Here is a 22,121-nt window from a genome sequence, read left to right as displayed (position 1 = left end):
AAATCTTATCGCAAGCTTAAAAAAAGCATAAATAAAAGTAGTAGTTTGCCGATAATAAAAACAGTATATAGATGGCTTTAGGCACTTAGCCCAATAAAAATTCTAATCATTTGTCTCCTGCCATAGGTATGTAATTAAACTCGGACGTTGCTGAGCCTGCAATGCCACGTCATATCTTTAGTGTTTCTCAACGTGGTCGAGAGTCATGACATTCAGTATTAAACAAAAAATTATAATTGCTCTTATGGTCGCTGTAATCGCAGCTACAATTTTGGTAGGTACCATTAGCCAATGGATTGCCCGTGACCTCGTAAAAGACAATATGGAGCATATGCAGTTACCCGCTTTGCTCAAACAAATTGGTAACCGAGTTGATAGGGAAGCAAGTGTCATGCTAACGGTCGCCCACAGTGTTGCTTCTAACCCTGATATTCTTGCTTGGTCGCAAGCTGGGGCTAATGCGGCTGGTGAACAACGTTTAGTAAGGTACCTCAAAGAAATAGTGCAGTTTAATAACCTAACCGTCGCGTCCTTTGTTGATAGAGAAACCAATAAGTACTGGAACCAAGACGGCTTTCTACGAACGCTCAAGAATGATGAATTAGATGGATGGTTTTTTGCGTACAGAGATAGTGGGCAACCTATTTCATTGAGTTTGTACAATGAGCCGGGCCAAGGATATCGCTTATTCGCCAATTACCAACAAGTATCAGGCCGCGGAATGTCAGGGGTGGCTAAATCTGTCGATGAATTACTTACAATTATCAATGATGTAAAAATTGCTCAAACAGGCTTTGTTTATTTAGTTGATGGTAACGGAACCATTATCGCGCACCCCGACACTACTTTGTTAGGAAGTGCACAATTAGCATCAATAAGCGACGCGACAACAGCAAACATATTACTTCAAAAGCAAACGTTTTCCATGGCCACTAGCGAAGACGCTGATAAAGATATACTGTTTGCCAGTACTTATGTAGAAAAAGCCGGATGGTACGTAGTAGCACAAGTCCCCGAGCATGAACTGTACGCTTCACTGAATGAAGGCAGTAGGCATATTATTATTTGGGCATTGGTGATTGCAGCTGTATTTGCGGTATTTGGTATATGGCTGGCAGCATCATTGACGAAACCTATAGAATCCTTAGCCGATATATTTCAACAACTCGGTAAGGGAGAAGGTGATTTACGCACGCGCATAAATGTACCAGAGCAAAAAGAAACGGCGAGGCTAGTAAGAGGGTTTAATGCCTTTATCGAACATTTACATCACACTATTTCTTCGGTGGCAAAAAGTACTCATGCACTGAAAGCATCAGCTACAGAAGTGGCGAATCAGTCTCAACATACGAAGCAATCTAGCAGCCAACAGCGGGATCAAACTATTCAGGTAGCCGCGGCACTCACTCAAATGGGTACTACTGTAGCAGATGTCGCCCAATCCGCCTCGCATGCAGCACAAAACGCCAATCAAGCGGCGAATAGCTCGCTGCAAGGCCGAGAAGTAACGCAGCGTGCAGTACATGCCATTAGCCACTTAAATCAACAAATCGAAACGGTATCTGCGGTTATCCTCTCTCTTGATGAGCATACTTCTGCTATTGGCGGCATTTTAGATACTATTCGCAGTATTTCAGAACAAACCAATTTACTCGCGCTAAACGCAGCTATTGAGGCAGCACGCGCAGGTGATCATGGCCGCGGGTTTTCTGTGGTGGCGGATGAGGTGAGAACGCTAGCACAACGTGCCGCTGATGCTACCGACGAAATTCAGGTAAAAATTGATCGCTTCCAACAAGACTCAAAAGACGCGGTAGAGCAAATGCTCGATAGTAAATCGCAAACGCAACACGTAGTAACAGCCACCGCGGATATCGACCGAATACTGGTTCAAATTAGTGACGAAGTAACTGAGATTACCGATATGAACACACAGGTAGCCACAGCCACCGAAGAACAAGCAACGGTAGTTGAAGACATTAGCCGTAATATTAACGAGATTAGTGCAACAAGTGATGACACGTTAAGAGTGACAGAAACCTTAGTAGCGGTGAGTGAGCAATTAGACTCTTTGGCTGAGGAGCTATCTCGCCAAGTAACAAAGTTTAAACTATAAGCATAGCCTAAAAGTAACCAACATATGGGCAACCGGCTTTGCACTATTGCAGCCGGGCCCGTGTTAATGAAGCCTTGCGGCCTTCAGTGGCTTCTTCAGAAAACCAGTAATCGCCTGCGGCGTCTACGCATACGCCTTCTACCTGCTTATATTGCTCAAGGGGCCAAATATTTATCGGCTTAAAGGCGCTATCAAGTTGCGCTATAAATGTTGAGAAGTTACCGAAAGGGTCCGATTTATAGCCAACAACAACATACAAAGCTCGAGTGCTATCAAAATCTACTCCTGTAATAACCCCTGGTAGACCGGTTATTTCGGCAAACGGCGAAAGCGCTTGGTTTTCATCATCGCGTATTTTGTATACCTTGCCCACACCGGTACGCCAACTTTTAGAAAACATTAACAACTCGCCATTATGGGCAAGCATTGCTTCACTGTCGTAATCGTGGGCATAGGCCATATTACTTTGCGGGTTATTCCCCGTATAAGTAAGGGTATAGGTTTTAATATCGTTTTTATTGTTGCGAGCAACTCTGTACACACGCACGCGTTGCCGCTTCCCTTTATTGTTGCCTACATCGGCCACGTATAAAAAGTCATCATCTCCTGTGATCGCCTCCCAATCATTATTGGTAAGATTGAGCGATAGCGTACGCTGAATTTGCCCACTGTAGGATAACGCGAACACGTTGGCCTCGTTGCCCGAGTCGTTTAATGTATAAAGGCCATTGTCGGTGCAAAACAATCCAGAGGTTTCTTCTAGTGCTTGCGGCAATTCAATAACCGGCGAAAAGGTTAACGGTTGGGTGGGTTCAGGGTACGCAGATACACATCCCATGGTAGAAATAGTTGCAACTAATGTACACAAACCAACGAAGTGCTGAATCACAATGTTCACGCTCAACAAAAAAGGAAGATAATAAAAAGATTACGCAAATTAAGAATTTATAGCAATGTAGTTCAAAGCGATTTGATCCGCCTTAGTCTAAACTTAGTTTTAACTAGTGCAGGATTAGTAAAACCTCGCTCTCGAGGCTATCTTCATGCACTGCCACCAGATGGAATGTCACTCAATCGTTTTTTAAGGAATTTGCCTTGTCGGACCCATTAATGTCACTCGTAGCCGTAGGGTTACTGTCAATAGGCTGTCAGTACCTTGCATATCGGATACGTCTACCCGCAATATTGCCGCTTTTAATCGTAGGTATTTTAGTTGGGCCCGTATTTGGGGTACTCGACGCCGATGCGTTATTTGGCGATCTCTTGTTTCCCGTGGTGTCCTTATCTGTCGCTATTATTTTATTTGAAGGCTCATTAACCCTTAAATTTGGAGATATTGCGGGCCATGGAAATATGGTGCGCAATTTATGCAGTATTGGGGTTATGGTTACATGGGGTATCGCTGCTGTGGCTGCACATTACAGCTTAAACCTGTCCTGGCAGATGTCTTTTTTATTTGGCGCCATTGTCACCGTAACGGGGCCAACAGTAATTGTCCCTATGCTACGTACTGTGCGACCGCACACTAAGCTTGCCAACATCCTACGTTGGGAAGGCATAGTTATTGACCCCATCGGGGCGTTGCTTGCAGTTTTAGTGTTTGAGTTTATCGTTGCATCCCAAGGCAATGCCATCAGTCATACCTTCTTAATGTTTGGTAAAACGATTGGTATTGGTAGCGTATTAGGGCTGGCAGCCGGATACCTTTTGGGTTTATGCGTGCGTAATGACTGGATCCCTCATTACCTTCTCAACACCGCCGTACTAACAATTATTTTGGGTGTCTTTGCGGCATCGAACTACGTCGCACATGAATCTGGGTTATTGGCAGTCACGATAACTGGCGTAGTGATGGCAAACATGAAAAATGTGGAAGTGGAAGACATTTTAGAGTTTAAAGAAACCCTCAGTGTATTGCTCATTTCAGGCCTATTTATTTTATTAGCCACGCGATTAAATTTACAGTCTGTTGCTGATGTAGGATGGGGAGCGGTTATCATTGTAGTGGCCATTATGTTTATTGCGCGACCACTCTCAGTACTCGCATCGTCCATTGGCACAGGGCTAAAGTGGAATGAAATAGCACTATTAAGCTGGATTGCTCCGCGAGGTATTGTCGCCGCCGCTGTATCAGCGCTGTTCTCATTAAAACTTGAAGAAATAGGTTACGAAGGCGCTGGTATTATCGTGCCTATGGTATTTTTAGTGATTATTGCTACCGTAGTAGTGCAAAGCCTGACCTCTCGCAGCGTTGCCAGTTTACTAAAAGTACGCGCCCCCGCCCCCACAGCTTATCTTATTTTTGGCGGCAGTAAGTTCAACCGTATGCTTGCCTGCGAGATGCTAAATCAAGATATTGCGGTAACTGTCGCAGATACTAACTGGGATGCCATTAGAGCTGCACGCATGATGGATATACCCGTTTATTTCGGTAACCCTATGTCTGACCATGCGTCACGGCATCTAGACATTGCTAGCTTTGGTACAGTGTTGATAATGTCGCCTTATAAGCAACTTAACCCTCTTATTTCTTATCATTTTGAATATACCCAAGGGAAAAACAAGGTTTGGTCTCTTACCAGTAATGAACAGGCTACCCGGCCTAGCCATCAAGTAAGCGAGCAATACGCGCAGAAACTCACCCTATTTGATGAAGGCGTGACATATGGCTATTTAGCTACTGCGGTTAATCAAGGAGCGAATGTTAAGACAACACGACTAAGCGAAGAGTTCTCATTTGAAGACTACACCAGTAAATACAATGATAGAGCGACTCCTCTTCTGGCTATCGATAAAGAAGGGAAAAGCTACACCTTTATTAATGGAAATAGCATCGAACCTAAGTCTGGATGGCGAATTATAAGCTTGATAATGCCCGAAGAAGATAAAAGCGAATAGGAAGGTTGTGTAAGAAAGCACCCCGCCAAATGGCAGGGTGCCTCTCCCTGGAAAACGTGTAGTTTGGTGACCCTCTTAAGCGGGGTTTTATTGTTTGAATTTTACCATAACTACGCCGTCGACGGTATAATAGCAATGGGCGGGCCAACATTGCAAAACTCTTATATAACAAACACTTAAAATTAAACTAAAGTATAACAGAGAGATAAGTCCTATCTACTGCAGCTGATTGGTGCATACCCGCACCGCTTTGGTGACCAATTTTCACCCTATCTGCAGTGATCATGTGTAGATCATACGTAAAAAAACTTACATTACGCTGCGAATGCACGCTAATGTTGCGTCTAAAGCGCCTTTATTTTCATCAAGTACTTGGCGACCGGCTCCGCCGGCTGCACGTTGCTCTGTTTCTTTACTTAGCCATAATTCACACTGCGCTGCAAACGCCTCTGCATTATCAAAAGTGTACAATGCACCACGCTCTTTTAAGTAGGCACAAATAACCGGGTTGTTATAAGTATTCGGCCCCATAAGAATAGGCACGGAAAACGCTGCGGGCTCCAACGCATTGTGCCCGCCTCTATCCGCAATGGAGCCGCCAACAAAGGCAATAGTCGCAATGCTATATGCAAGATTAAGTTTACCCATTTCATCTAGCAAAATAACCTTCCCTTTAGCCCCACGATTAGTCCCATGGTTTATAAAGGGGTTTGATTGACTGGTACGGATAAAATCGAGCTTGTTGGTTTCAATTAGCTTTGCCACATGCTCAAAGCGTTCTGGGTGGCGGGGCACAATAACGAGTATTAAATCAGCATGCTTGGGCCATAGCTTTAAGCATGTATCTATCATCATCTGTTCTTCTAGCTCATGGGTACTGCCTGCCACCAAAACAGGACAACTGCCCTTTTCTATTCCACAAAAGTTATTGGGTATATTCGTTAACGAAGCTACTTGGTCGAACTTTATATTGTTGGTAAGCGTTAGCCGTGTTTGCGGCATGCCTAGAAATAAATAATTATCATAATCTCGTTTACCTTGAGCGCACACATGACTCAACTTATTAAGCATGGGGTTAAAAAGCTTACCGATTTTTTTATAGCGCCTTGCCGAGCGGTCTGTCATTCTGGCATTGACAACCATGGTTGGTATATTCCGCTTCCAGCATGCATGGATAAGATTCGGCCATAATTCTACTTCGGTAATAAAGACGGCTTTGGGCCTGATGCGCTTAATCATGCCCGCCATTGCCATATGTAAATCGTAAGGCAGATAGAAATGATGTACCGAATCTCCAAATATATCTTGTACCCGGGCCGATCCCGTGGGCGTAGTGGTTGTAACTGTTATTTGAATATCTGGCTCGTCTTGCATTATCCGTTTAATTATGCAAGAAGCCGCTACAACTTCCCCTACCGAAACACAGTGGAATAGGTAGCCTTCTTTTTTACGAGGGTGTGAAACAAATCCAAAACGTTCGAAACGACGACGATTATAATCTTTATTACGGGTCTGCCCTCGGCGCATTAAGGTAACAAACGCAAATGGGATAGCGAGAACTAAAAGAAATGAGTATCCCCATCTGCATATATCTTCTAAAAGCGTTGGACGATATTGTTTGTTATTTACCACTGACATGACCAATGTTTACTCTAATGAAAGGCTAGGTAGTGAGTAACATTACCCACCGCAAGCGTCAAATATATGAAGCTAATTCCGTAATCAAAGTGTCGCGAACTTATGATTAGCTAAAGGGCATTCTAAACTACTTCTAAGTATTATGCCGTCAACTTCCCTTCCGCCAAACGTATTACTAATTAGACTAAGCGCAATAGGCGACATTGTAATGGCTTCAGGTCTCCCGTCCAGCATAAAAAGGGCGATGCCCAATGCCAAGGTAACCTGGTTAATTGAACCGGCTTATGCAGACATGGTGCGGCATCATTCGCAGGTAGACGAGGTTATTTGCTGGCCTAAAAGTACATGGCAAAAATTGGCTTCAAAAAAACGTTATTTTGCGCTACTGAAGGCTATCTGGCATTTTCGCAGTGAGCTTAGAGCGCAGGGTTTTACGCTTGCGATAGATGCGCAAGGGCTACTAAAAAGTGCTTTTCTAGCATGGCTAAGTGGCGCAAAAGAGCGTATTGGATTTGTTAGTAAAGAGCATAGCCATGCCCTTTTAACCCATGCTATCGATAAGCCTGTATCTACTATGATAAGTAGCGAATATCGTGCATTGGCTAAATGGCTCGGCACCAGTGACTATGTACTCGATATACAAATTAGTTACAACGCTAATCAAAACGCCTTAGCCTCGCTTCAACGGCTAAACATCACGTCTCCTTACATCGCACTGGCCCCCTTCACCACTCGCCCTCAAAAGCATTGGCCATTAGCACACTGGCTAAGCTTAATTAATGAATTAAGAAAGCTAACAAGCGCGCCGATCGCTGTTCTTGGCGGGCCAGGCGATGAGTGTGAAGCACAAGCTTTGTCTTTTAGTGAGTCCGATGTGCATTGTTTAGCAGGGCACACCAGCTTGCCTGAGTCTATTGCTATCATCAAACACTGCGCTGTGCTCATTGGCGTGGATACCGGTCTTACCCATATAGGTACGGCTTTTTCAATACCTACTGTTGCGCTGTTTGGCTCAACATGCCCCTACACTGAAACCGACAGCCCTTATACCCAGGTACTTTACAGAAACTTAGCCTGCGCACCTTGTAGGCGAAAGCCAACGTGTAAAGGGGCTTATAGCTGCATGCGTGAAATTGAGCCTACTCATGTAATTTCAGCAATAAGGGGATATTTATGAAATTACGTATATTACACATTGAACTAGGCAGGCACCTATACGGCGGCGCTAAGCAAGTAACCTACTTGCTAAACGCACTGGCCGAAACCAAGACCATTGAGAATCATCTAATATGCCCACTTGATAGCGAAATTAGCGACGCCCCTATCGCTAACTGTCAACAGCATCCTATTGCCTATAGCGGAGAAATGGACGTACTTGGTTTTATAAGAATGAAGCGCATTTGCAGTGCTATAAAACCCCACGTATTACATATTCACAGCCGAAGAGGTGCCGATGTATGGGGAGCACTGTTAGCAAAACTAACCAAAATACCTGCAATTTGTACCCGTCGCGTCGATAATAAAGAGTCCACGTTGGCAAAGTACAAATATCGCCAATATGCCGCCGTAGCCAGTATCTCTAAAGGCGTGCATAAGGTAGTACAACAGCATTGCGAAGATGTTCGCTTGCTGCCTATTATTCATTCAAGTGTAGAATTAGATGACTTCGAGCCCTGTGGTCACAAAGGCTGGTTGTACAAACAGTTCGCTATTGATAAACATCACAAAGTAATTGCTAACTTTGCGCAACTCATCCCAAGAAAAGGCCAAGCCGATATCATTTTGGCTATGAAAAAAGTGATTAACCTTAATCCTAATGTAACCTGCCTGCTCTTTGGACAAGGTAAGCTGCAGCATTACTACCAATCACTTATTGATGAACACAAGCTCACTAGCCATATCAAACTATGCGGTTTTACTCAGCATGTAGACAAAATTTTGCCCTGTGTTGATATGGTATTACATCCCGCTTATGCGGAAGGTTTGGGCGTTATATTGTTACAAGCTGGCGCGTGCAAACAAGCGGTTATATCCTGCCCGGTAGGGGGAATACCAGAAATTGTAGAACATGAAGAAACCGGCATTATGATTTCTCCTGGCGATATAGAGGGTATGTCAGAGGCAATTATACGTTTATTGGATGATGAAGCGCTTTGCAGAAAGCTGGGAGATAACCTCTATAAGCATATCAGCACCCACTTTAGCCCAGCACATATGGCTAAAAGCTATAGCTCACTTTATCACCAAGTCGTCAAACTTTAGGTATAAAAAAGCCGCTACTAAGAGCGGCTTTTTTTATCGTATTAAAAGTTAGCGATTAAACGCCAGCTTTTTCCACAACGTCAACTAGAGTCCAATTTTTGTTTTTAGACAATGGGCGACATTCACGAATCGTTACTACGTCACCTTTGTTGCATACGTTGCTTTCATCATGGGCGTGAAGCTTAGTAGAGCGCTTGATGAACTTCCCGTAGATAGGGTGCTTAACAAAACGTTCAACTACAACAGTAATGGTTTTATCCATTTTGTTGCTAACCACACGACCTTGTACTGTACGAATTTTTTGCTCAGTCATTACGCATCAGCCTTTTGAGTCAGAATGGTTTTAACACGCGCGATGTTACGACGTACAGTTCTCAATTGGTCAGTCTTTTCAAGTTGACCAGTAGAGTGCTGCATGCGCAAGTTGAACTGTTCGCGTAGCAGGTTAATTAACTCTGCGTTCAGCTCTTCTACGCTTTTTTCTTTCAGTTCAGTCGCTTTCATTACATCACCGTCCGAGTTACAAAGGTTGTCTTAAATGGCAGTTTTGCCGCTGCCAGTTCAAACGCTTCGCGTGCTAGAGACTCAGGAACACCTTCCATCTCATAAAGAACACGACCAGGCTGAATTTGGCATACCCAGTACTCAACGTTACCTTTACCTTTACCTTGACGCACTTCTAGAGGCTTCTCAGTAATTGGCTTGTCAGGGAAAACTCGAATCCAAATTTTACCTTGACGTTTAACGTGACGAGTCATAGCACGACGCGCTGCTTCGATTTGGCGTGCAGTCATGCGACCACGGCCAACTGATTTCAGACCGTAAGTGCCGAAGCTTACTTTGCTCCCCGCAATAGCAAGACCACGGTTACGACCTTTATGCATTTTACGAAATTTCGTACGCTTTGGTTGTAACATGATTAGCCCTCTCGCTTAGCGTTGCGGCCTTTCTTCTTAGGTTGAGCAGGTGGTACTTGCTCTTGAGTTGTAGGCAGACCGCCTAATACTTCACCTTTGAAGATCCATACTTTTACGCCGATGATACCGTAGGTAGTTGCAGCTTCTGAAGTTGCGTAATCGATATCTGCACGGAATGTGTGCAGAGGTACGCGACCTTCACGATACCATTCAGAACGAGCGATTTCAGCTCCACCCAAACGGCCACTAACTTCAACTTTGATACCTTTAGCACCAAGACGCATTGCATTTTGTACCGCACGCTTCATAGCACGACGGAACATTACACGACGCTCTAGCTGGCTAGAGATACTATCACCCACTAGCTGAGCATCTAGCTCTGGCTTGCGTACTTCGGCAATGTTGATCTGAGCTGGCACACCGGCTAGCTTAGATACGTGGTTACGTAGCTTTTCTACGTCTTCGCCTTTCTTACCGATAACCACGCCTGGACGAGCAGTGTGAATAGTCACACGGATGCTCTTAGCAGGACGCTCAATCACGATTTTAGAAAGTGAAGCGTTTTTAAGCTGTTTAGTCAGATACTGACGTACCTGATGATCGTTATACAGGTTATCTGCATAATCTGCAGTATTAGCGTACCAGGTAGAAGTCCATGGTTTGCTGATACCCAGGCGTATACCTGTAGGATGTACCTTCTGTCCCATTATCTACTCCTAGTTATCCGCTACAACCACAGTGATGTGACTGCTGCGCTTAAAGATACGATCAGCACGGCCTTTAGCACGTGGCTTGATACGCTTCATAGTTGGACCTTCGTCAACGAAAACTTTGGCAACGACTAGCTCGTCGATATCCGCGCCTTCATTGTGCTCTGCGTTAGCAATTGCAGATTCCAAAACTTTCTTTACTAGCGCTGCGCTTTTCTTCGGGCTGTACGCAAGAACTTCTAAAGCTTTCTCAACGTGTAAACCGCGAATTTGATCCGCAACCAAGCGTGCTTTTTGAGCCGACGTGCGGGCAAAACGGTGTTTAGCTAATGCTTCCATTTATCCTACCCCTTAACGTTTGCTTTTCTTATCCGCGACATGGCCGCGGTAAGTACGCGTTGGCGCAAATTCGCCCAACTTGTGGCCGACCATTTCGTCACTAATAATGACAGGTACATGTTGGCGACCGTTATGGACCGCAATGGTCAACCCAATCATATCTGGGATGATCATAGAACGACGAGACCAAGTTTTAATTGGTTTACGGTCGTTCTTTTCCACTGCAGCCTCTACCTTCTTCAGCAAGTGAAGGTCAATAAATGGACCTTTCTTGAGAGAACGTGGCATGGTGAATCCTCGCTATTACTTGTTTCGACGACGTACGATAAGCTTATCAGTACGCTTGTTGCTTCGGGTTTTCTTACCTTTGGTAGGAACACCCCAAGGAGTTACTGGGTGACGACCACCTGACGTACGTCCTTCACCACCACCGTGTGGGTGATCAACCGGGTTCATGGCAACACCACGAACGGTAGGACGGATACCACGCCAGCGAGTTGCACCAGCTTTACCTAGTGAACGAAGCATGTGTTCTGCATTACCCACTTCACCAATGGTGGCGCGGCAATCAGATAGTACTTTACGCATTTCGCCAGAACGTAGACGCAAGGTAACGTAGTTTCCGTCACGTGCTAAGATCTGAGCGTAAGCGCCAGCAGAGCGTGCAATTTGTGCACCCTTACCAGGCTTCATTTCAATTGCGTGTACAACAGTACCTACAGGGATGTTACGCATAGGTAGTGTGTTACCAGACTTGATCGGAGCACCCGAACCAGACTGGATTGCATCACCTGCTTTCATACCCTTTGGAGCCAGAATGTAACGACGTTCACCATCTGCGTACAATACTAGTGCAATGTTTGCAGAACGGTTTGGATCATATTCTAAACGCTCAACTTTGGCTGGAACGCCATCTTTGTTGCGTTTAAAGTCGATCACACGATAGTGTTGCTTATGACCACCACCAATGTGACGCGTAGTAATACGACCATTGTTGTTACGACCGCCAGATTTGCTGTTCTTTTCTAGCAAAGGTGCGTACGGTGCACCTTTGTGCAGGTCAGGGTTAGTAACCTGAACAACGTGACGACGACCGGCAGAAGTTGGCTTAGCTTTCAATAATGGCATTTCTAATCCCCTTCTTACTCAGCGCCACCGACAAAGTCGATGTCCTGACCTTCTTTAAGAACCACGTAGGCCTTTTTCCAGTCGCTGCGTTTACCGAAAGACATACCGTGACGCTTGGTTTTACCCTTAACGTTAACAGTGCGAACGCCTTCAACTTCAACTTCAAACAGTTTTTCAACTGCAGCTTTGATTTCAGCTTTGTTCGCGTCTTTCGCTACTTTAAATACAACGGTGTTGTTTGCTTCAGCAGCCATAGTAGACTTTTCTGAAACGTGCGGTGCTACTAGCACCTTCAGTAGACGTTCTTCTTTCATGATAACGCCTCCTCAAGTTGTTTAACCGCATCAGCAGTGATTAGCACTTTTTCAAATGCAATCAGGCTCACTGGGTCGATGCCTGCTACGTCACGTACGTCAACTTTGTACAAGTTGCGTGCCGCTAGGAACAAGTTTTCATCAACTTCAGGAGTAACGATAAGAACATCATTTAGTTCATATTCGTTAAGTGCTGAAATAAGCTCTTTAGTCTTAGGTGCTTCCACACCAAACTTCTCTACTACAACCAAACGGTCTTGGCGGATAAGTTCAGACAAGATGCTCTTAAGTGCACCGCGGTACATTTTCTTGTTAACTTTTTGATCAAAGTCACGAGGCTTAGCTGCGAATGCACGGCCACCGCCAACCCAAATTGGGCTACGGATAGTACCAGCACGAGCACGGCCAGTACCTTTTTGACGCCATGGTTTCTTACCACCACCACGAACTTCAGCGCGAGTTTTCTGCGCTTTTGTACCCTGACGAGCACCTGCTCCGTAAGCTACAACGACCTGGTGTACCAGGGCTTCGTTGAATTCACGTCCAAAGGTCGCTTCGGATACTTCAAGAGCGCTTTGCGCATCTTTCAATGTTAATTCCATCAGTTCACTCCCCAGACGTTACGCTTTAACAGCTGGCTTAACGATTACATCGCCGCCAGTTGCGCCAGGTACGGCACCTTTAACAAGGATAAGGCTATTTTCTACGTCAACACGTACAACTTCCAAAGATTGGGTAGTTACTTGCTTGTTACCAAGCTGACCAGCCATTTTTTTACCTTTGAAAACTTTACCAGGTGATTGGTTTTGACCAATCGAACCAGGTGCACGGTGAGATAGAGAGTTACCGTGCGTCATACGTTGTGAACTGAAGTTCCAACGTTTGATTGCGCCAGCAAAACCTTTACCCTTTGATGTACCAGTTACATCAATTTTCTTAGTGTCGTTAAAGATTTCAACAGTGATTTCACCGCCTACTTCAATATCAACACCTTCATTATCTTCAAGGCGAAACTCAACTAGAGTGCGACCAGCTTCAACACCAGCTTTAGCAAAATGACCTGCTTCAGCTTTGTTGACGCGGTTAGCTTTCTTAGTTCCAGTAGTAACCTGAAGAGCGCGATAACCATCTGTTTCTTCAGTGCGTAACTGAGTAACACGGTTTGGGGTCGCTTCAATAACAGTCACAGGGATAGACGTACCATCTTCAGTGAAGATGCGAGTCATACCCACTTTACGACCGACTAGACCAATCGCCATTGTTATTACCCTCTCTTGTTAGCCCAGGCTGATTTGAACATCAACGCCGGCAGCCAAGTCCAAACGCATCAACGCGTCAACTGTTTTGTCAGTTGGTTCGATGATGTCTACCAAACGCTTGTGAGTACGAATCTCATATTGGTCACGTGCATCTTTATTTACGTGAGGAGATGTCAATACTGTATAGCGTTCTTTGCGAGTAGGCAGAGGAATAGGACCGCTGACCTGAGCACCAGTACGTTTCGCCGTTTCAACGATTTCAGCCGTAGACTGATCGATCAACTTGTGATCAAACGCTTTCAAACGAATACGAATTCTTTGATTTGGCATCGATTAAGCTCCAATCGAAAGAACAAAAAAATTCACCCTTCCTCTTCCACTTATTTCGGAAAGAAAGGATGTGCGTAAACCGATGGTTCCCAATTGGAACCCTGTTCTTTATTCTCAGCACGCCCGCGACAGTCTTATCAGTAATGATGAACCTGTTGCTTTGACAACCACCCTAAAAACAGTGAGGTCGTGGCTAAAAATTCAATGCCTTATGTAGGCAGTGGGCGCGAATTATACAGGCATTTGCTTTTAACGCAAGCTTTTGCTGTGTAAATATTCATCTTTTTGGTGCGCCTTGGTTTTCGATTCTTTATCAGTAGACGAAATTTACCCAAACAGACGCTTTTTTTCTTACACCATTAGTCGCTATCTGAACAAAATGCCGTTTAAAACTTTCGTTATCCCAGTATGATACATTGTAAGTAACCAGGCAGCGTGAAGTTCGTTAAAGCATGTTAGACACCGACAGACAGCAAACACTACAAAAAATAAAAAGTATTCTTAGCCGCCATTTTTCACTAATGGATGCCTATAGTGAATTAGAGCCTATTATCTTAGCGATGTTTGGCGCCCAAAGAATGAGTATCTTTCAGCGCCGCCGCCAGCACCAAGACTTAGTCGCGCGTTTTAAGACAGGCAAAGAAACGCTGGAAATCAAGGTGCCCATTAGCCCAATGTCTATTGCTGGATACGTTGCTCTTGCTCAAACACCTTTGATAATTGTTAATCCCTATGATGCGCAGGAACTGAGAGAAGTTCATCCCCGTCTTCGCTTTGCCGATAAGTTTGATAAAACCAGTGATTTTAAAACCCGTAATATATTGTGCGTGCCCATCCTTAACGCTGGCGTGTTAATGGGGGTGATGCAGATTATTAATAAGCAAGTGGGTAGCTTTAATGGCGACGACCTTCAAGCTGCGCAAGAACTCGCTACTATCATGGGCGCGAAATTCCGCTACGAACTAGGCGGCACGAATAATCCCTTTGATTTACTCATTCACCAAAATATTATGAGCGAACAAGCCCTTCGCGAACTCATTGAGTCAAGCAAAAATGAAAGCCAGGTTATCCAGCGTTTAATATCAGAACAACGTATTTCAGAAGCGCAAATAGGCCACTCTTTATCTATTCACTACCAAGTTCCTTTCATTGCCTATCACCCTGATAAGTATCATATGTACCAAAGCGATAGCCGCTTAAATCTGTCTTATCTAAAACGAAATTTAGTTGTGGTTATCGCTGATGTACATGAAAAACCAATCGTGTTGATGGCTGAACCTAATAATGCGGCGTTACTCATGGAAATAGAGAGTGCCTTAGGGATAGACAGCTATGATATTGCGGTATCACTCCCTAATCATGTTATGCAATACCTTGGTGAAGGCACAGGGGGCGGCGCGCCGGGGGAAATGAGTGAGATTCTCGATGAGATTGGAAGCTCGACAGAAGAGAGTGACGATCAAGTAGATGAGCTATCTGACGATGCTCCGGCCGTGGTGCGTTTAGTCAGTCGTGTTTTGCATGATGCGAAACGCTTGGGTGCTTCCGATATTCATATCGACCCCGAAAAGAACGCCCCTACGCGAGTTAGAATGCGGGTAGATGGTGTGTGCCGCGATATGAGCCAAGTGCCTAATTCCCACCATAACGCGGTGATTGCACGCATTAAAATAATGTCTAATCTGAATATTGCTGAAAAGCGTGTGCCCCAAGATGGCAAGCTTGCCTTTAAAATGAATGGGCAGCTAGTTGAGGTTCGTGTAGCAACAATTCCTACCGTAGCGGGCGAAGGCGTAGTAATGCGTATTCTGGCCACTGGTGGCGCCATGCCTATCGAGAAGATGAACTTAGCTAAGAATAACTGGCGTCGCCTTGAAGATATGATCAAAAAACCTCATGGTATTTTATTGGTTGTGGGCCCGACCGGCTCGGGGAAAACCACCACACTTCATGCCATTCTCGGTTATTTAAATACCCCTGAGAAGAAGATATGGACAGCAGAAGATCCTGTTGAGATTACCCAGCCTGGTTTACAGCAAGTTCAGGTCAGTCCCAAAATTGGTTTTACGTTCGCAAATGCGTTAAGGGCTTTCCTTCGAGCCGACCCCGATATTATTCTAATTGGTGAAATGCGCGATAAAGAAACCGCCCATGCAGGTATTGAAGCGTCGCTAACCGGCCATTTAGTTTTGTCTACTTTACATACAAACTCGGCGCCCGAAACCATTACCCGTCTGTTAGATTTAGGCTTAGACCCAGTGAACTTTTCGGATGCGTGCGTAGGCATACTAGCCCAGCGCCTTATTCGCACGCTATGTGGTAATTGCAAAGAAGCCTATGCGGCCAGCGAAAAAGACCTCGCCTTTATTACACGCCAATACGGTGAAAAATATATGGCAGAGCTATCTCTTCCCTCTCCCCTTCCTTTGTATCGTGCAAAGGGCTGTGAACTATGTGGCAATACTGGTTATAAAGGCCGAACGGGGGTGCACGAATTACTCGGTATGACCCCTGAATTACGCTCCTTGGTGTATAAAGAAGCGAGCGTCGCTGATATGAAGCAACAAGCAGCAGCCGATGGGATGCGTACACTGGTACAAGATGCCATATTAAAAGTGCTTAAAGGCGATACCGATCTGGCGCAAGTTCAAATTATTGGTGGCGACTAACTCCCTAAAAAGGAGAGCCACATTCCTGTGGCTCTCTTTGATAATAGTCTATGGCAGTTGTACGAAGAACATTCTAGCCTTGCTTTAAGTACTCGCGTATTACGTAGTGCAAAATACCGCCGTGTTCAAAGTAGGTAAACTCGTTAGAAGTGTCGATTCGTATATCCATCATAAAGGTCTTTTCCTCGCCCTTAGAGGAGGACATTCGTACCTGAACCTCTTTTTGACCACGCGTTACACTATCAATTGAAAAGGTCTCATCTCCTCGAATATTCAACGAGTCTGCGCTATCGCCCTGTTTAAACTGCAAGGGTAAAATACCCATGCCAATTAAGTTTGAGCGGTGAATACGCTCATAACTTTCAGCAAGTACGGCCTTCACGCCCATTAACGAAGGTCCTTTTGCTGCCCAGTCACGACTCGACCCCGTACCATATTCTTTCCCACCAATCACAACGGCGGGTACGCCTTCTTCCTTATAGCGCATAGCAGCATGGAAGATAGACATCGCATCCCCACTAGGGAAGTGAGTAGTGGCACTGCCTTTTGTACCCGGTGCAAGTTGGTTTTGTAGCCTCACATTTGCGAAGGTGCCACGCATCATTACTTCATGATTACCTCGACGTGAGCCATAAGAGTTAAAGTCTTTTGGCGATACCCCCTTTTCCTGTAGATATTCCCCTGCGGGGCTATCGACAGCTATCGCGCCCGCGGGCGAGATATGATCGGTAGTAATGGAATCGCCAACCTTTACTAAACAACGTGCGTTATTTATAGACGTCAGCGCTTCCGGCTCACTTCCCATTGTTTGGAAAAATGGCGGGTGCTTAATGTAAGTAGAATCAGGCCAATCATAAACCGAGGTTTCACTTACAGAGAGCGCATTCCACTCACCACTGCCTTTGAACACGTCGGCGTACTTTTCTTTAAACAGTTTGCCCGAAACATATTTAGCAATGCGTTCGTCAATTTCTTCTTTACTCGGCCAAATATCTCTAAGGTAAATGGGGCTTCCGTCTTGGTCTTGCCCTAACGGCTCCTTGGTAATATCTATGTTCATATTACCCGCAAGGGCATACGCGACAACAAGGGGAGGCGAAGCCAAATAGTTCGCTGCCACGTCAGGATGTATACGCCCTTCAAAGTTACGGTTGCCTGACAACACCGAGGTTACTGTCAGCTTTGCCTTTCTAATCGCGTCAGTCACTGCATCGGGGAGAGGGCCAGAATTACCAATACACGTGGTGCAACCATAGCCTACTAGGTTAAAACCAAGCGCCTCCAATGACTCCATAAGTTGTGCATCTTCTAAGTACTGGGTGACCACTTGTGATCCCGGCGCTAACGATGTTTTTACCCATGGTTTCGTGGTTAATCCTTTCTCAACCGCTTTTTGTGCTAACAAACCGGCACCTATTAGCACCGAGGGATTTGAAGTATTGGTACAGCTGGTTATTGCCGCAATAACAATTGCACCGTCTTCTAAATTAAACTTACTCCCTCTAAATTCGACGAAAGAATCATGATCTTCGTCCACATCATCGCTGCTACCTAATCCCGCTTCAGCAATGAGGTCAGTTTCTTCGTCCAATACTTTGACGTCAATTTGCGTGCGATGCCACTCCCTAAACGCACTAGCAGCTTCGTCTAACGCAATCTTATCTTGAGGCCGCTTAGGACCAGCTATTGATGGAACAACCTCGCCAAGATCAAGTTCAAGGGTCTCGTGATACTCAGCATCTTTGGTGGTATCGTCGTGCCACAGGTTGCTCGCTTTTGCGTACGTCTCAACTAACTCAATTTGCGCTTCATCTCTACCGGTTAAGCGAAGGTAGTCCAAGGCTATATCATCAATAGGGAAGATACCGCAAGTGGCGCCGTACTCTGGTGCCATATTAGCGATGGTAGCACGGTCAGCGGTCGTTAGATGCTTAAGGCCCGGACCGTAGAATTCAACAAATTTGCCCACTACACCATGCTGCCTCAGTTGTTGCGTAATAGTAAGCACCATGTCGGTAGCGGTAACGCCGGCGGGGAGCTCCCCAGATAATCTAAAGCCTACTACTTTAGGCAACAGCATAGTTACAGGTTGGCCAAGCATGGCTGCTTCGGCTTCAATGCCGCCTACACCCCAGCCTAGTATGCCCAAACCATTGATCATGGTTGTATGGGAGTCAGTACCTACGAGAGTGTCGGGGTAAATGAGGTTTTCATCGTCCTGCTGCTTGGTAAATGCACATCGAGCAAGATACTCAAGATTTACTTGGTGGACGATGCCGCGCCCCGGTGGAACCACCTTAAAATTATCAAAGCTGGACTGCCCCCACTTCAAAAACTGATAGCGCTCTTTATTACGCTCAATTTCAATGTCAGTGTTCTTTTCTAGTGCATCTTCTTGGGCAAAGTAGTCAACCATTACCGAATGGTCAATTACTAGTTCAACAGGGTTTAATGGGTTGATAGCTTGTGCATCGCCGCCCAATTTATCAATTGCGTCGCGCATAGCGGCTAAGTCAACAATAGCGGGAACGCCGGTAAAGTCTTGCAATATTACCCTGGCAGGAACAAAAGAAATTTCATGATCAACATGATTTTGGGTATTCCACGTTGCAACCTGTTCGATATCTTCACTTGTTACAAATTCTTTGTCTTCGTGACGAAGCAGGTTTTCTAACAAGATTTTGATACAAAAAGGAAGTCGGTCTAACGCGTAGTGAGAGTCTAAGTTATCAAAGCTTATGGCCTTATAAGAAGATCCATTGCTCTCGATAGTGGTAAATGATTGATATTTCACGTGCTCACCTTCCTTATTTGCCTGTTCAATATATTTTTATAGACGGTACATAAGAAAGCAGAATAGCCCGTTAGCAAATATGCTTTTTTGCGCGAAGCGAGATGGCAACTCAAATGACCGTCACTCACTGTGTATACGCATACAAGGTGAAAAAAAGTTCATCTTTCTTCCGCCTTTTATCTATGCGGTGTTGCTAACACTATAAAGGAATGTCGCATAATACAAATGTCTGAGGGATGTACGGTATTCCTTATACGCACACAGTCTACGCTTACCAGTGTATTTACAACGAGACAAACTGGATTTTTTATTAGCAATCAAGGATGATAGCCAGATTATTAATATATACGTCTGCACGTCTAGCCAATGAGTGAGTTGGTTAAATTAGTGTCAGGCATTTTAACTTTAACGCCGCAGGTAACTTTACTATGTATAAACTGGTACTTATTCGTCACGGTGAAAGTCAGTGGAACCTTGAAAACCGTTTCACTGGTTGGCACGATGTGGACCTAACCGAAACGGGTGTTGCGCAAGCAAAAACCGCAGGTAAACTTTTAAAAGATGCGGGCTTTGAATTTGATCAAGCCTACACCTCAGTCTTACTACGCGCCATTAAAACACTTAATATTGCACTTGAAGAAATGGGTCAACATTATCTTCCTGTAGAGAGACACTGGCGATTAAACGAACGTCACTACGGTGCACTCACTGGGCTGGATAAAGCGGAAACAGCGGCCAAGCATGGTGAAGAGCAGGTTAAAGTTTGGCGTCGTAGCTTCGATATACCGCCGCCTGCTGTAGAAACAGAAAGCGAACATTTCCCAGGCCACGATCGCCGTTATAACAACGTAGATGCAGAAATTCTGCCTCGTGGTGAGAGCCTTAAGCTTACTATCGAACGCGTTCTCCCCTACTGGCATGATGTTATCCGTCCAAATATTCAAGATGGCAAACGCATTATTATCGCAGCGCACGGAAATAGCTTACGCGCATTAGTTAAGTACCTCGATGGTATGTCTGATGAAGAAGTACTTGGGTTGAATATTCCTACCGGCGTACCTTTGGTATACGAATTGGACGAAAACTTAAAGCCTATTTCAAAAGAATACCTTGGCGATCCTGAGGCTGTAAAGGCCATGATGGATGCAGTAGCTAAGCAAGGTCAAGCGAAGTAATCCTTCGTTTCTACGTAAATTAAAAACCAGCTTCGATAAGCTGGTTTTTTTATGTCTTAAACTAATTAGTGGATGTTGCGTTTTTCTGTGCGGGGGCCAACTGTTTGCTAGTAGTTTGTTTAAACTTTTCGATAAAGAGGCTAATTTGTTGGCTTTCGCTGTAGTCTTTAAATCTTTTGATTAATTCATCATGCCACTTCGACGTACGAGAGATAGCAAAGTAAGTTGGAATATCCCGTTTAATATGGTGCGTTTTGACACTTTTATCAGGTACTCGATTATCAAGATAGTATTCATAAGGTCGTAAATAGGAAATGAGACTACTGGTACGATTGTGTAAAAATAGGTTTATGGCATCTAAAGAGGAAGGAACGTCAATAAAGGTATAACCCTGCTTAACAAGCTCTTGGCGTAAACCGGTATAGTCATATCCCGTAATCGCTGCGACAGTTTCTCCATCGCTTTTTTCTGCATGATTAGCTAATACAATAGATAGATACGTGTAAGGTGGATAAATAATAGTAACTTTATTTTCCAATGCCCCTGTCGTACTGATATTAATAGTTACGTCCACTTTGCCAGCCTCTACCAAGGTAAAAAGTCGCGCGGCTGGCATACACTCAACGTGTACCTGATAACCTAATTCTTCGAGTATGGCCGTAGAATGATCTATCGTACTTCCATAACATCGATAGTTCTTCAGATCTCTAATGATAAGGGGGGAAATTGAACCACGCCTAATACAAGCGTATCCGGCTCAGCGAACTCATTTTGCGTAGCATATGCACATTGTAGAGATACTCCTAAGAGCAACGCTTTGAGCGCAGCATAAGAAAATAGTTTTGTCATTGCTTTAGCCAAACCCCTCTATGTACTGAGCGAAGATTGCTAGATAAAGTGCACTTTTCATTATGTTACACAAATATGGATGGAATTATCGTTACTTTTGCTAATTCTTTGTTAACTAGAATAAGCGGTCGTTAAGTGTGTCGTTGTTTAAAGGGCAATAACCTAAAAAGAGCGTTGCCCTATAGCGCCATGTATAGAAAGAGGGATATTCTAACGGAGAAGCGAAGTAGCTATAAACTGTGGGAAATTAAATACGATAGAAATTGAAGAAGAATATTCAGAGAAAGTACTCTGACCCTGAGGGATCCCCACGAATTTAATTTCATGCGCTTCCGGCCCAGGCCCCGTCTACTATAGAGCTGTACCATTTGAGTGCAGCTTTCCACTGTCGCATAGTGAATCGTATTCGGCAAGCGACAGCCCTGAGTCCAAGGTAATGGAATGACAGCACGCTTCTGGCTTCGGTATTGGCTTGGAAGCGCCGATGCTTATTCGATGAGACGAGCACCATACCCAATAATATAGCCACTAGTGACGCTAACGTGGTCAACAATACTAGTGTTGTTAGACGCTGCTTTCTTATGCTTTTATTCTGTTCATAGCCAAGCCCGAATTTGGTACTTTTCATGTCTCTAAAGCCTTCTTCAATCTGCATGCGCTGGCGATAAATAGCAACGACCTGTTTCGATAAATGTCGGTGAGACGCCAGTGATGTGGCTAATA

22 protein-coding genes are annotated in these 22,121 nt (G+C 44.7%); 6 read left to right on the top strand and 16 right to left on the bottom strand.

Annotation, left to right across the window (positions count from 1 at the left end; translation table 11 throughout):
• The first annotated feature begins 205 nt into the window (after nucleotides 1–205).
• Complete coding sequence (locus GTH32_RS12890) at nucleotides 206–2,116, top strand: methyl-accepting chemotaxis protein (protein WP_163086271.1); 1,911 nt, start codon at nucleotides 206–208, stop codon at nucleotides 2,114–2,116.
• A 43-nt stretch (nucleotides 2,117–2,159) separates the two neighbouring features.
• Here the strand turns inward: GTH32_RS12890 and GTH32_RS12885 are convergent, their stop codons facing one another.
• Nucleotides 2,160–3,005 carry a hypothetical protein gene (locus tag GTH32_RS12885; protein WP_163086268.1) on the bottom strand — a complete coding sequence of 282 codons (846 nt, stop codon included), beginning with the start codon at nucleotides 3,003–3,005 and terminating at the stop codon, nucleotides 2,160–2,162.
• A 206-nt stretch (nucleotides 3,006–3,211) separates the two neighbouring features.
• Here GTH32_RS12885 and GTH32_RS12880 point away from each other — a divergent pair, with 206 nt between their 5' ends.
• A complete protein-coding gene (locus GTH32_RS12880; RefSeq protein WP_163086265.1) occupies nucleotides 3,212–5,014 on the top strand; it encodes a cation:proton antiporter in 1,803 nt (600 codons plus the stop codon).
• Between the two features lie 309 nt (nucleotides 5,015–5,323).
• On the opposite strand, the gene GTH32_RS12875 is transcribed toward GTH32_RS12880, so the two are convergent.
• The gene (locus tag GTH32_RS12875) at nucleotides 5,324–6,652 is read right to left on the bottom strand and encodes a 3-deoxy-D-manno-octulosonic acid transferase (protein ID WP_163086262.1); all 1,329 of its coding nucleotides are present in this window, start codon (nucleotides 6,650–6,652) and stop codon (nucleotides 5,324–5,326) included.
• A gap of 208 nt (nucleotides 6,653–6,860) precedes the next feature.
• On the opposite strand from GTH32_RS12875, the gene GTH32_RS12870 reads away from it, so the two are divergent.
• On the top strand, nucleotides 6,861–7,829 hold the full coding sequence (locus GTH32_RS12870) for a glycosyltransferase family 9 protein (protein ID WP_246223254.1): 969 nt from the start codon (nucleotides 6,861–6,863) through the stop codon (nucleotides 7,827–7,829).
• Complete coding sequence (locus GTH32_RS12865) at nucleotides 7,826–8,914, top strand: glycosyltransferase family 4 protein (protein ID WP_163086257.1); 1,089 nt, start codon at nucleotides 7,826–7,828, stop codon at nucleotides 8,912–8,914. Before GTH32_RS12870 ends, GTH32_RS12865 begins: the two co-directional genes overlap by 4 nt.
• Before the next feature lie 55 nt (nucleotides 8,915–8,969).
• Here the strand turns inward: GTH32_RS12865 and rpsQ are convergent, their stop codons facing one another.
• The 11 genes from rpsQ to rpsJ are packed head-to-tail and all read right to left on the bottom strand — an operon-like array spanning nucleotide 8,970 to nucleotide 13,911.
• The gene (rpsQ, locus tag GTH32_RS12860; RefSeq protein WP_163086255.1) at nucleotides 8,970–9,227 is read right to left on the bottom strand and encodes a 30S ribosomal protein S17; all 258 of its coding nucleotides are present in this window, start codon (nucleotides 9,225–9,227) and stop codon (nucleotides 8,970–8,972) included.
• Complete coding sequence (rpmC, locus tag GTH32_RS12855; RefSeq protein WP_013785727.1) at nucleotides 9,227–9,418, bottom strand: 50S ribosomal protein L29; 192 nt, start codon at nucleotides 9,416–9,418, stop codon at nucleotides 9,227–9,229. The genes rpsQ and rpmC overlap by 1 nt, the downstream gene beginning before the upstream one ends.
• Nucleotides 9,418–9,831 (bottom strand): 50S ribosomal protein L16, encoded by a 414-nt coding sequence (gene rplP / locus GTH32_RS12850; protein WP_163086253.1) that lies wholly within the window; start codon nucleotides 9,829–9,831, stop codon nucleotides 9,418–9,420. The genes rpmC and rplP overlap by 1 nt, the downstream gene beginning before the upstream one ends.
• A 2-nt stretch (nucleotides 9,832–9,833) precedes the next feature.
• Nucleotides 9,834–10,538 (bottom strand): 30S ribosomal protein S3, encoded by a 705-nt coding sequence (rpsC, locus tag GTH32_RS12845; protein ID WP_163086251.1) that lies wholly within the window; start codon nucleotides 10,536–10,538, stop codon nucleotides 9,834–9,836.
• Nucleotides 10,539–10,547: 9 nt separating this feature from the next.
• Nucleotides 10,548–10,880 carry a 50S ribosomal protein L22 gene (gene rplV, locus GTH32_RS12840; RefSeq protein WP_012516962.1) on the bottom strand — a complete coding sequence of 111 codons (333 nt, stop codon included), beginning with the start codon at nucleotides 10,878–10,880 and terminating at the stop codon, nucleotides 10,548–10,550.
• A 12-nt stretch (nucleotides 10,881–10,892) separates the two neighbouring features.
• Complete coding sequence (gene rpsS / locus GTH32_RS12835; RefSeq protein WP_163086249.1) at nucleotides 10,893–11,168, bottom strand: 30S ribosomal protein S19; 276 nt, start codon at nucleotides 11,166–11,168, stop codon at nucleotides 10,893–10,895.
• A gap of 15 nt (nucleotides 11,169–11,183) precedes the next feature.
• The gene (gene rplB / locus GTH32_RS12830) at nucleotides 11,184–12,008 is read right to left on the bottom strand and encodes a 50S ribosomal protein L2 (protein WP_163086247.1); all 825 of its coding nucleotides are present in this window, start codon (nucleotides 12,006–12,008) and stop codon (nucleotides 11,184–11,186) included.
• A 14-nt stretch (nucleotides 12,009–12,022) separates the two neighbouring features.
• Nucleotides 12,023–12,325 (bottom strand): 50S ribosomal protein L23, encoded by a 303-nt coding sequence (rplW, locus tag GTH32_RS12825; RefSeq protein WP_163086385.1) that lies wholly within the window; start codon nucleotides 12,323–12,325, stop codon nucleotides 12,023–12,025.
• Nucleotides 12,319–12,924, bottom strand: coding sequence for a 50S ribosomal protein L4 (gene rplD, locus GTH32_RS12820; protein ID WP_163086245.1), 606 nt, complete (start codon nucleotides 12,922–12,924; stop codon nucleotides 12,319–12,321). The genes rplW and rplD overlap by 7 nt, the downstream gene beginning before the upstream one ends.
• Before the next feature lie 18 nt (nucleotides 12,925–12,942).
• Entirely contained in the window at nucleotides 12,943–13,581 is a 639-nt protein-coding gene (rplC, locus tag GTH32_RS12815; protein ID WP_163086243.1) for a 50S ribosomal protein L3, read from the bottom strand.
• A gap of 18 nt (nucleotides 13,582–13,599) precedes the next feature.
• Nucleotides 13,600–13,911 carry a 30S ribosomal protein S10 gene (gene rpsJ / locus GTH32_RS12810; protein WP_006012796.1) on the bottom strand — a complete coding sequence of 104 codons (312 nt, stop codon included), beginning with the start codon at nucleotides 13,909–13,911 and terminating at the stop codon, nucleotides 13,600–13,602.
• A 452-nt stretch (nucleotides 13,912–14,363) separates the two neighbouring features.
• On the opposite strand from rpsJ, the gene GTH32_RS12805 reads away from it, so the two are divergent.
• Nucleotides 14,364–16,580, top strand: a complete 2,217-nt coding sequence (locus GTH32_RS12805) for a GspE/PulE family protein (RefSeq protein ID WP_163086241.1) — start codon at nucleotides 14,364–14,366, stop codon at nucleotides 16,578–16,580.
• Nucleotides 16,581–16,653: 73 nt separating this feature from the next.
• On the opposite strand, the gene acnA is transcribed toward GTH32_RS12805, so the two are convergent.
• Nucleotides 16,654–19,374 (bottom strand): aconitate hydratase AcnA, encoded by a 2,721-nt coding sequence (gene acnA / locus GTH32_RS12800; protein ID WP_163086239.1) that lies wholly within the window; start codon nucleotides 19,372–19,374, stop codon nucleotides 16,654–16,656.
• Nucleotides 19,375–19,802: 428 nt separating this feature from the next.
• Between acnA and gpmA the strand changes: the two genes are divergently transcribed.
• The gene (gene gpmA / locus GTH32_RS12795; protein WP_163086237.1) at nucleotides 19,803–20,549 is read left to right on the top strand and encodes a 2,3-diphosphoglycerate-dependent phosphoglycerate mutase; all 747 of its coding nucleotides are present in this window, start codon (nucleotides 19,803–19,805) and stop codon (nucleotides 20,547–20,549) included.
• 61 nt (nucleotides 20,550–20,610) lie between these two features.
• Here the strand turns inward: gpmA and GTH32_RS12790 are convergent, their stop codons facing one another.
• Entirely contained in the window at nucleotides 20,611–21,261 is a 651-nt protein-coding gene (locus GTH32_RS12790; RefSeq protein ID WP_425482371.1) for a transporter substrate-binding domain-containing protein, read from the bottom strand.
• A gap of 459 nt (nucleotides 21,262–21,720) precedes the next feature.
• The coding region (locus tag GTH32_RS12785; RefSeq protein WP_163086235.1) for a transposase at nucleotides 21,721–22,121 on the bottom strand (401 nt) is incomplete at its 5' end.

Source organism: Alteromonas profundi, assembly GCF_010500865.1.
Taxonomy (GTDB): domain Bacteria; phylum Pseudomonadota; class Gammaproteobacteria; order Enterobacterales; family Alteromonadaceae; genus Alteromonas; species Alteromonas profundi.
The sequence above is the reverse complement of the archived record's forward strand: the minus strand, read 5'-3'. Positions and strand labels throughout refer to the sequence as shown.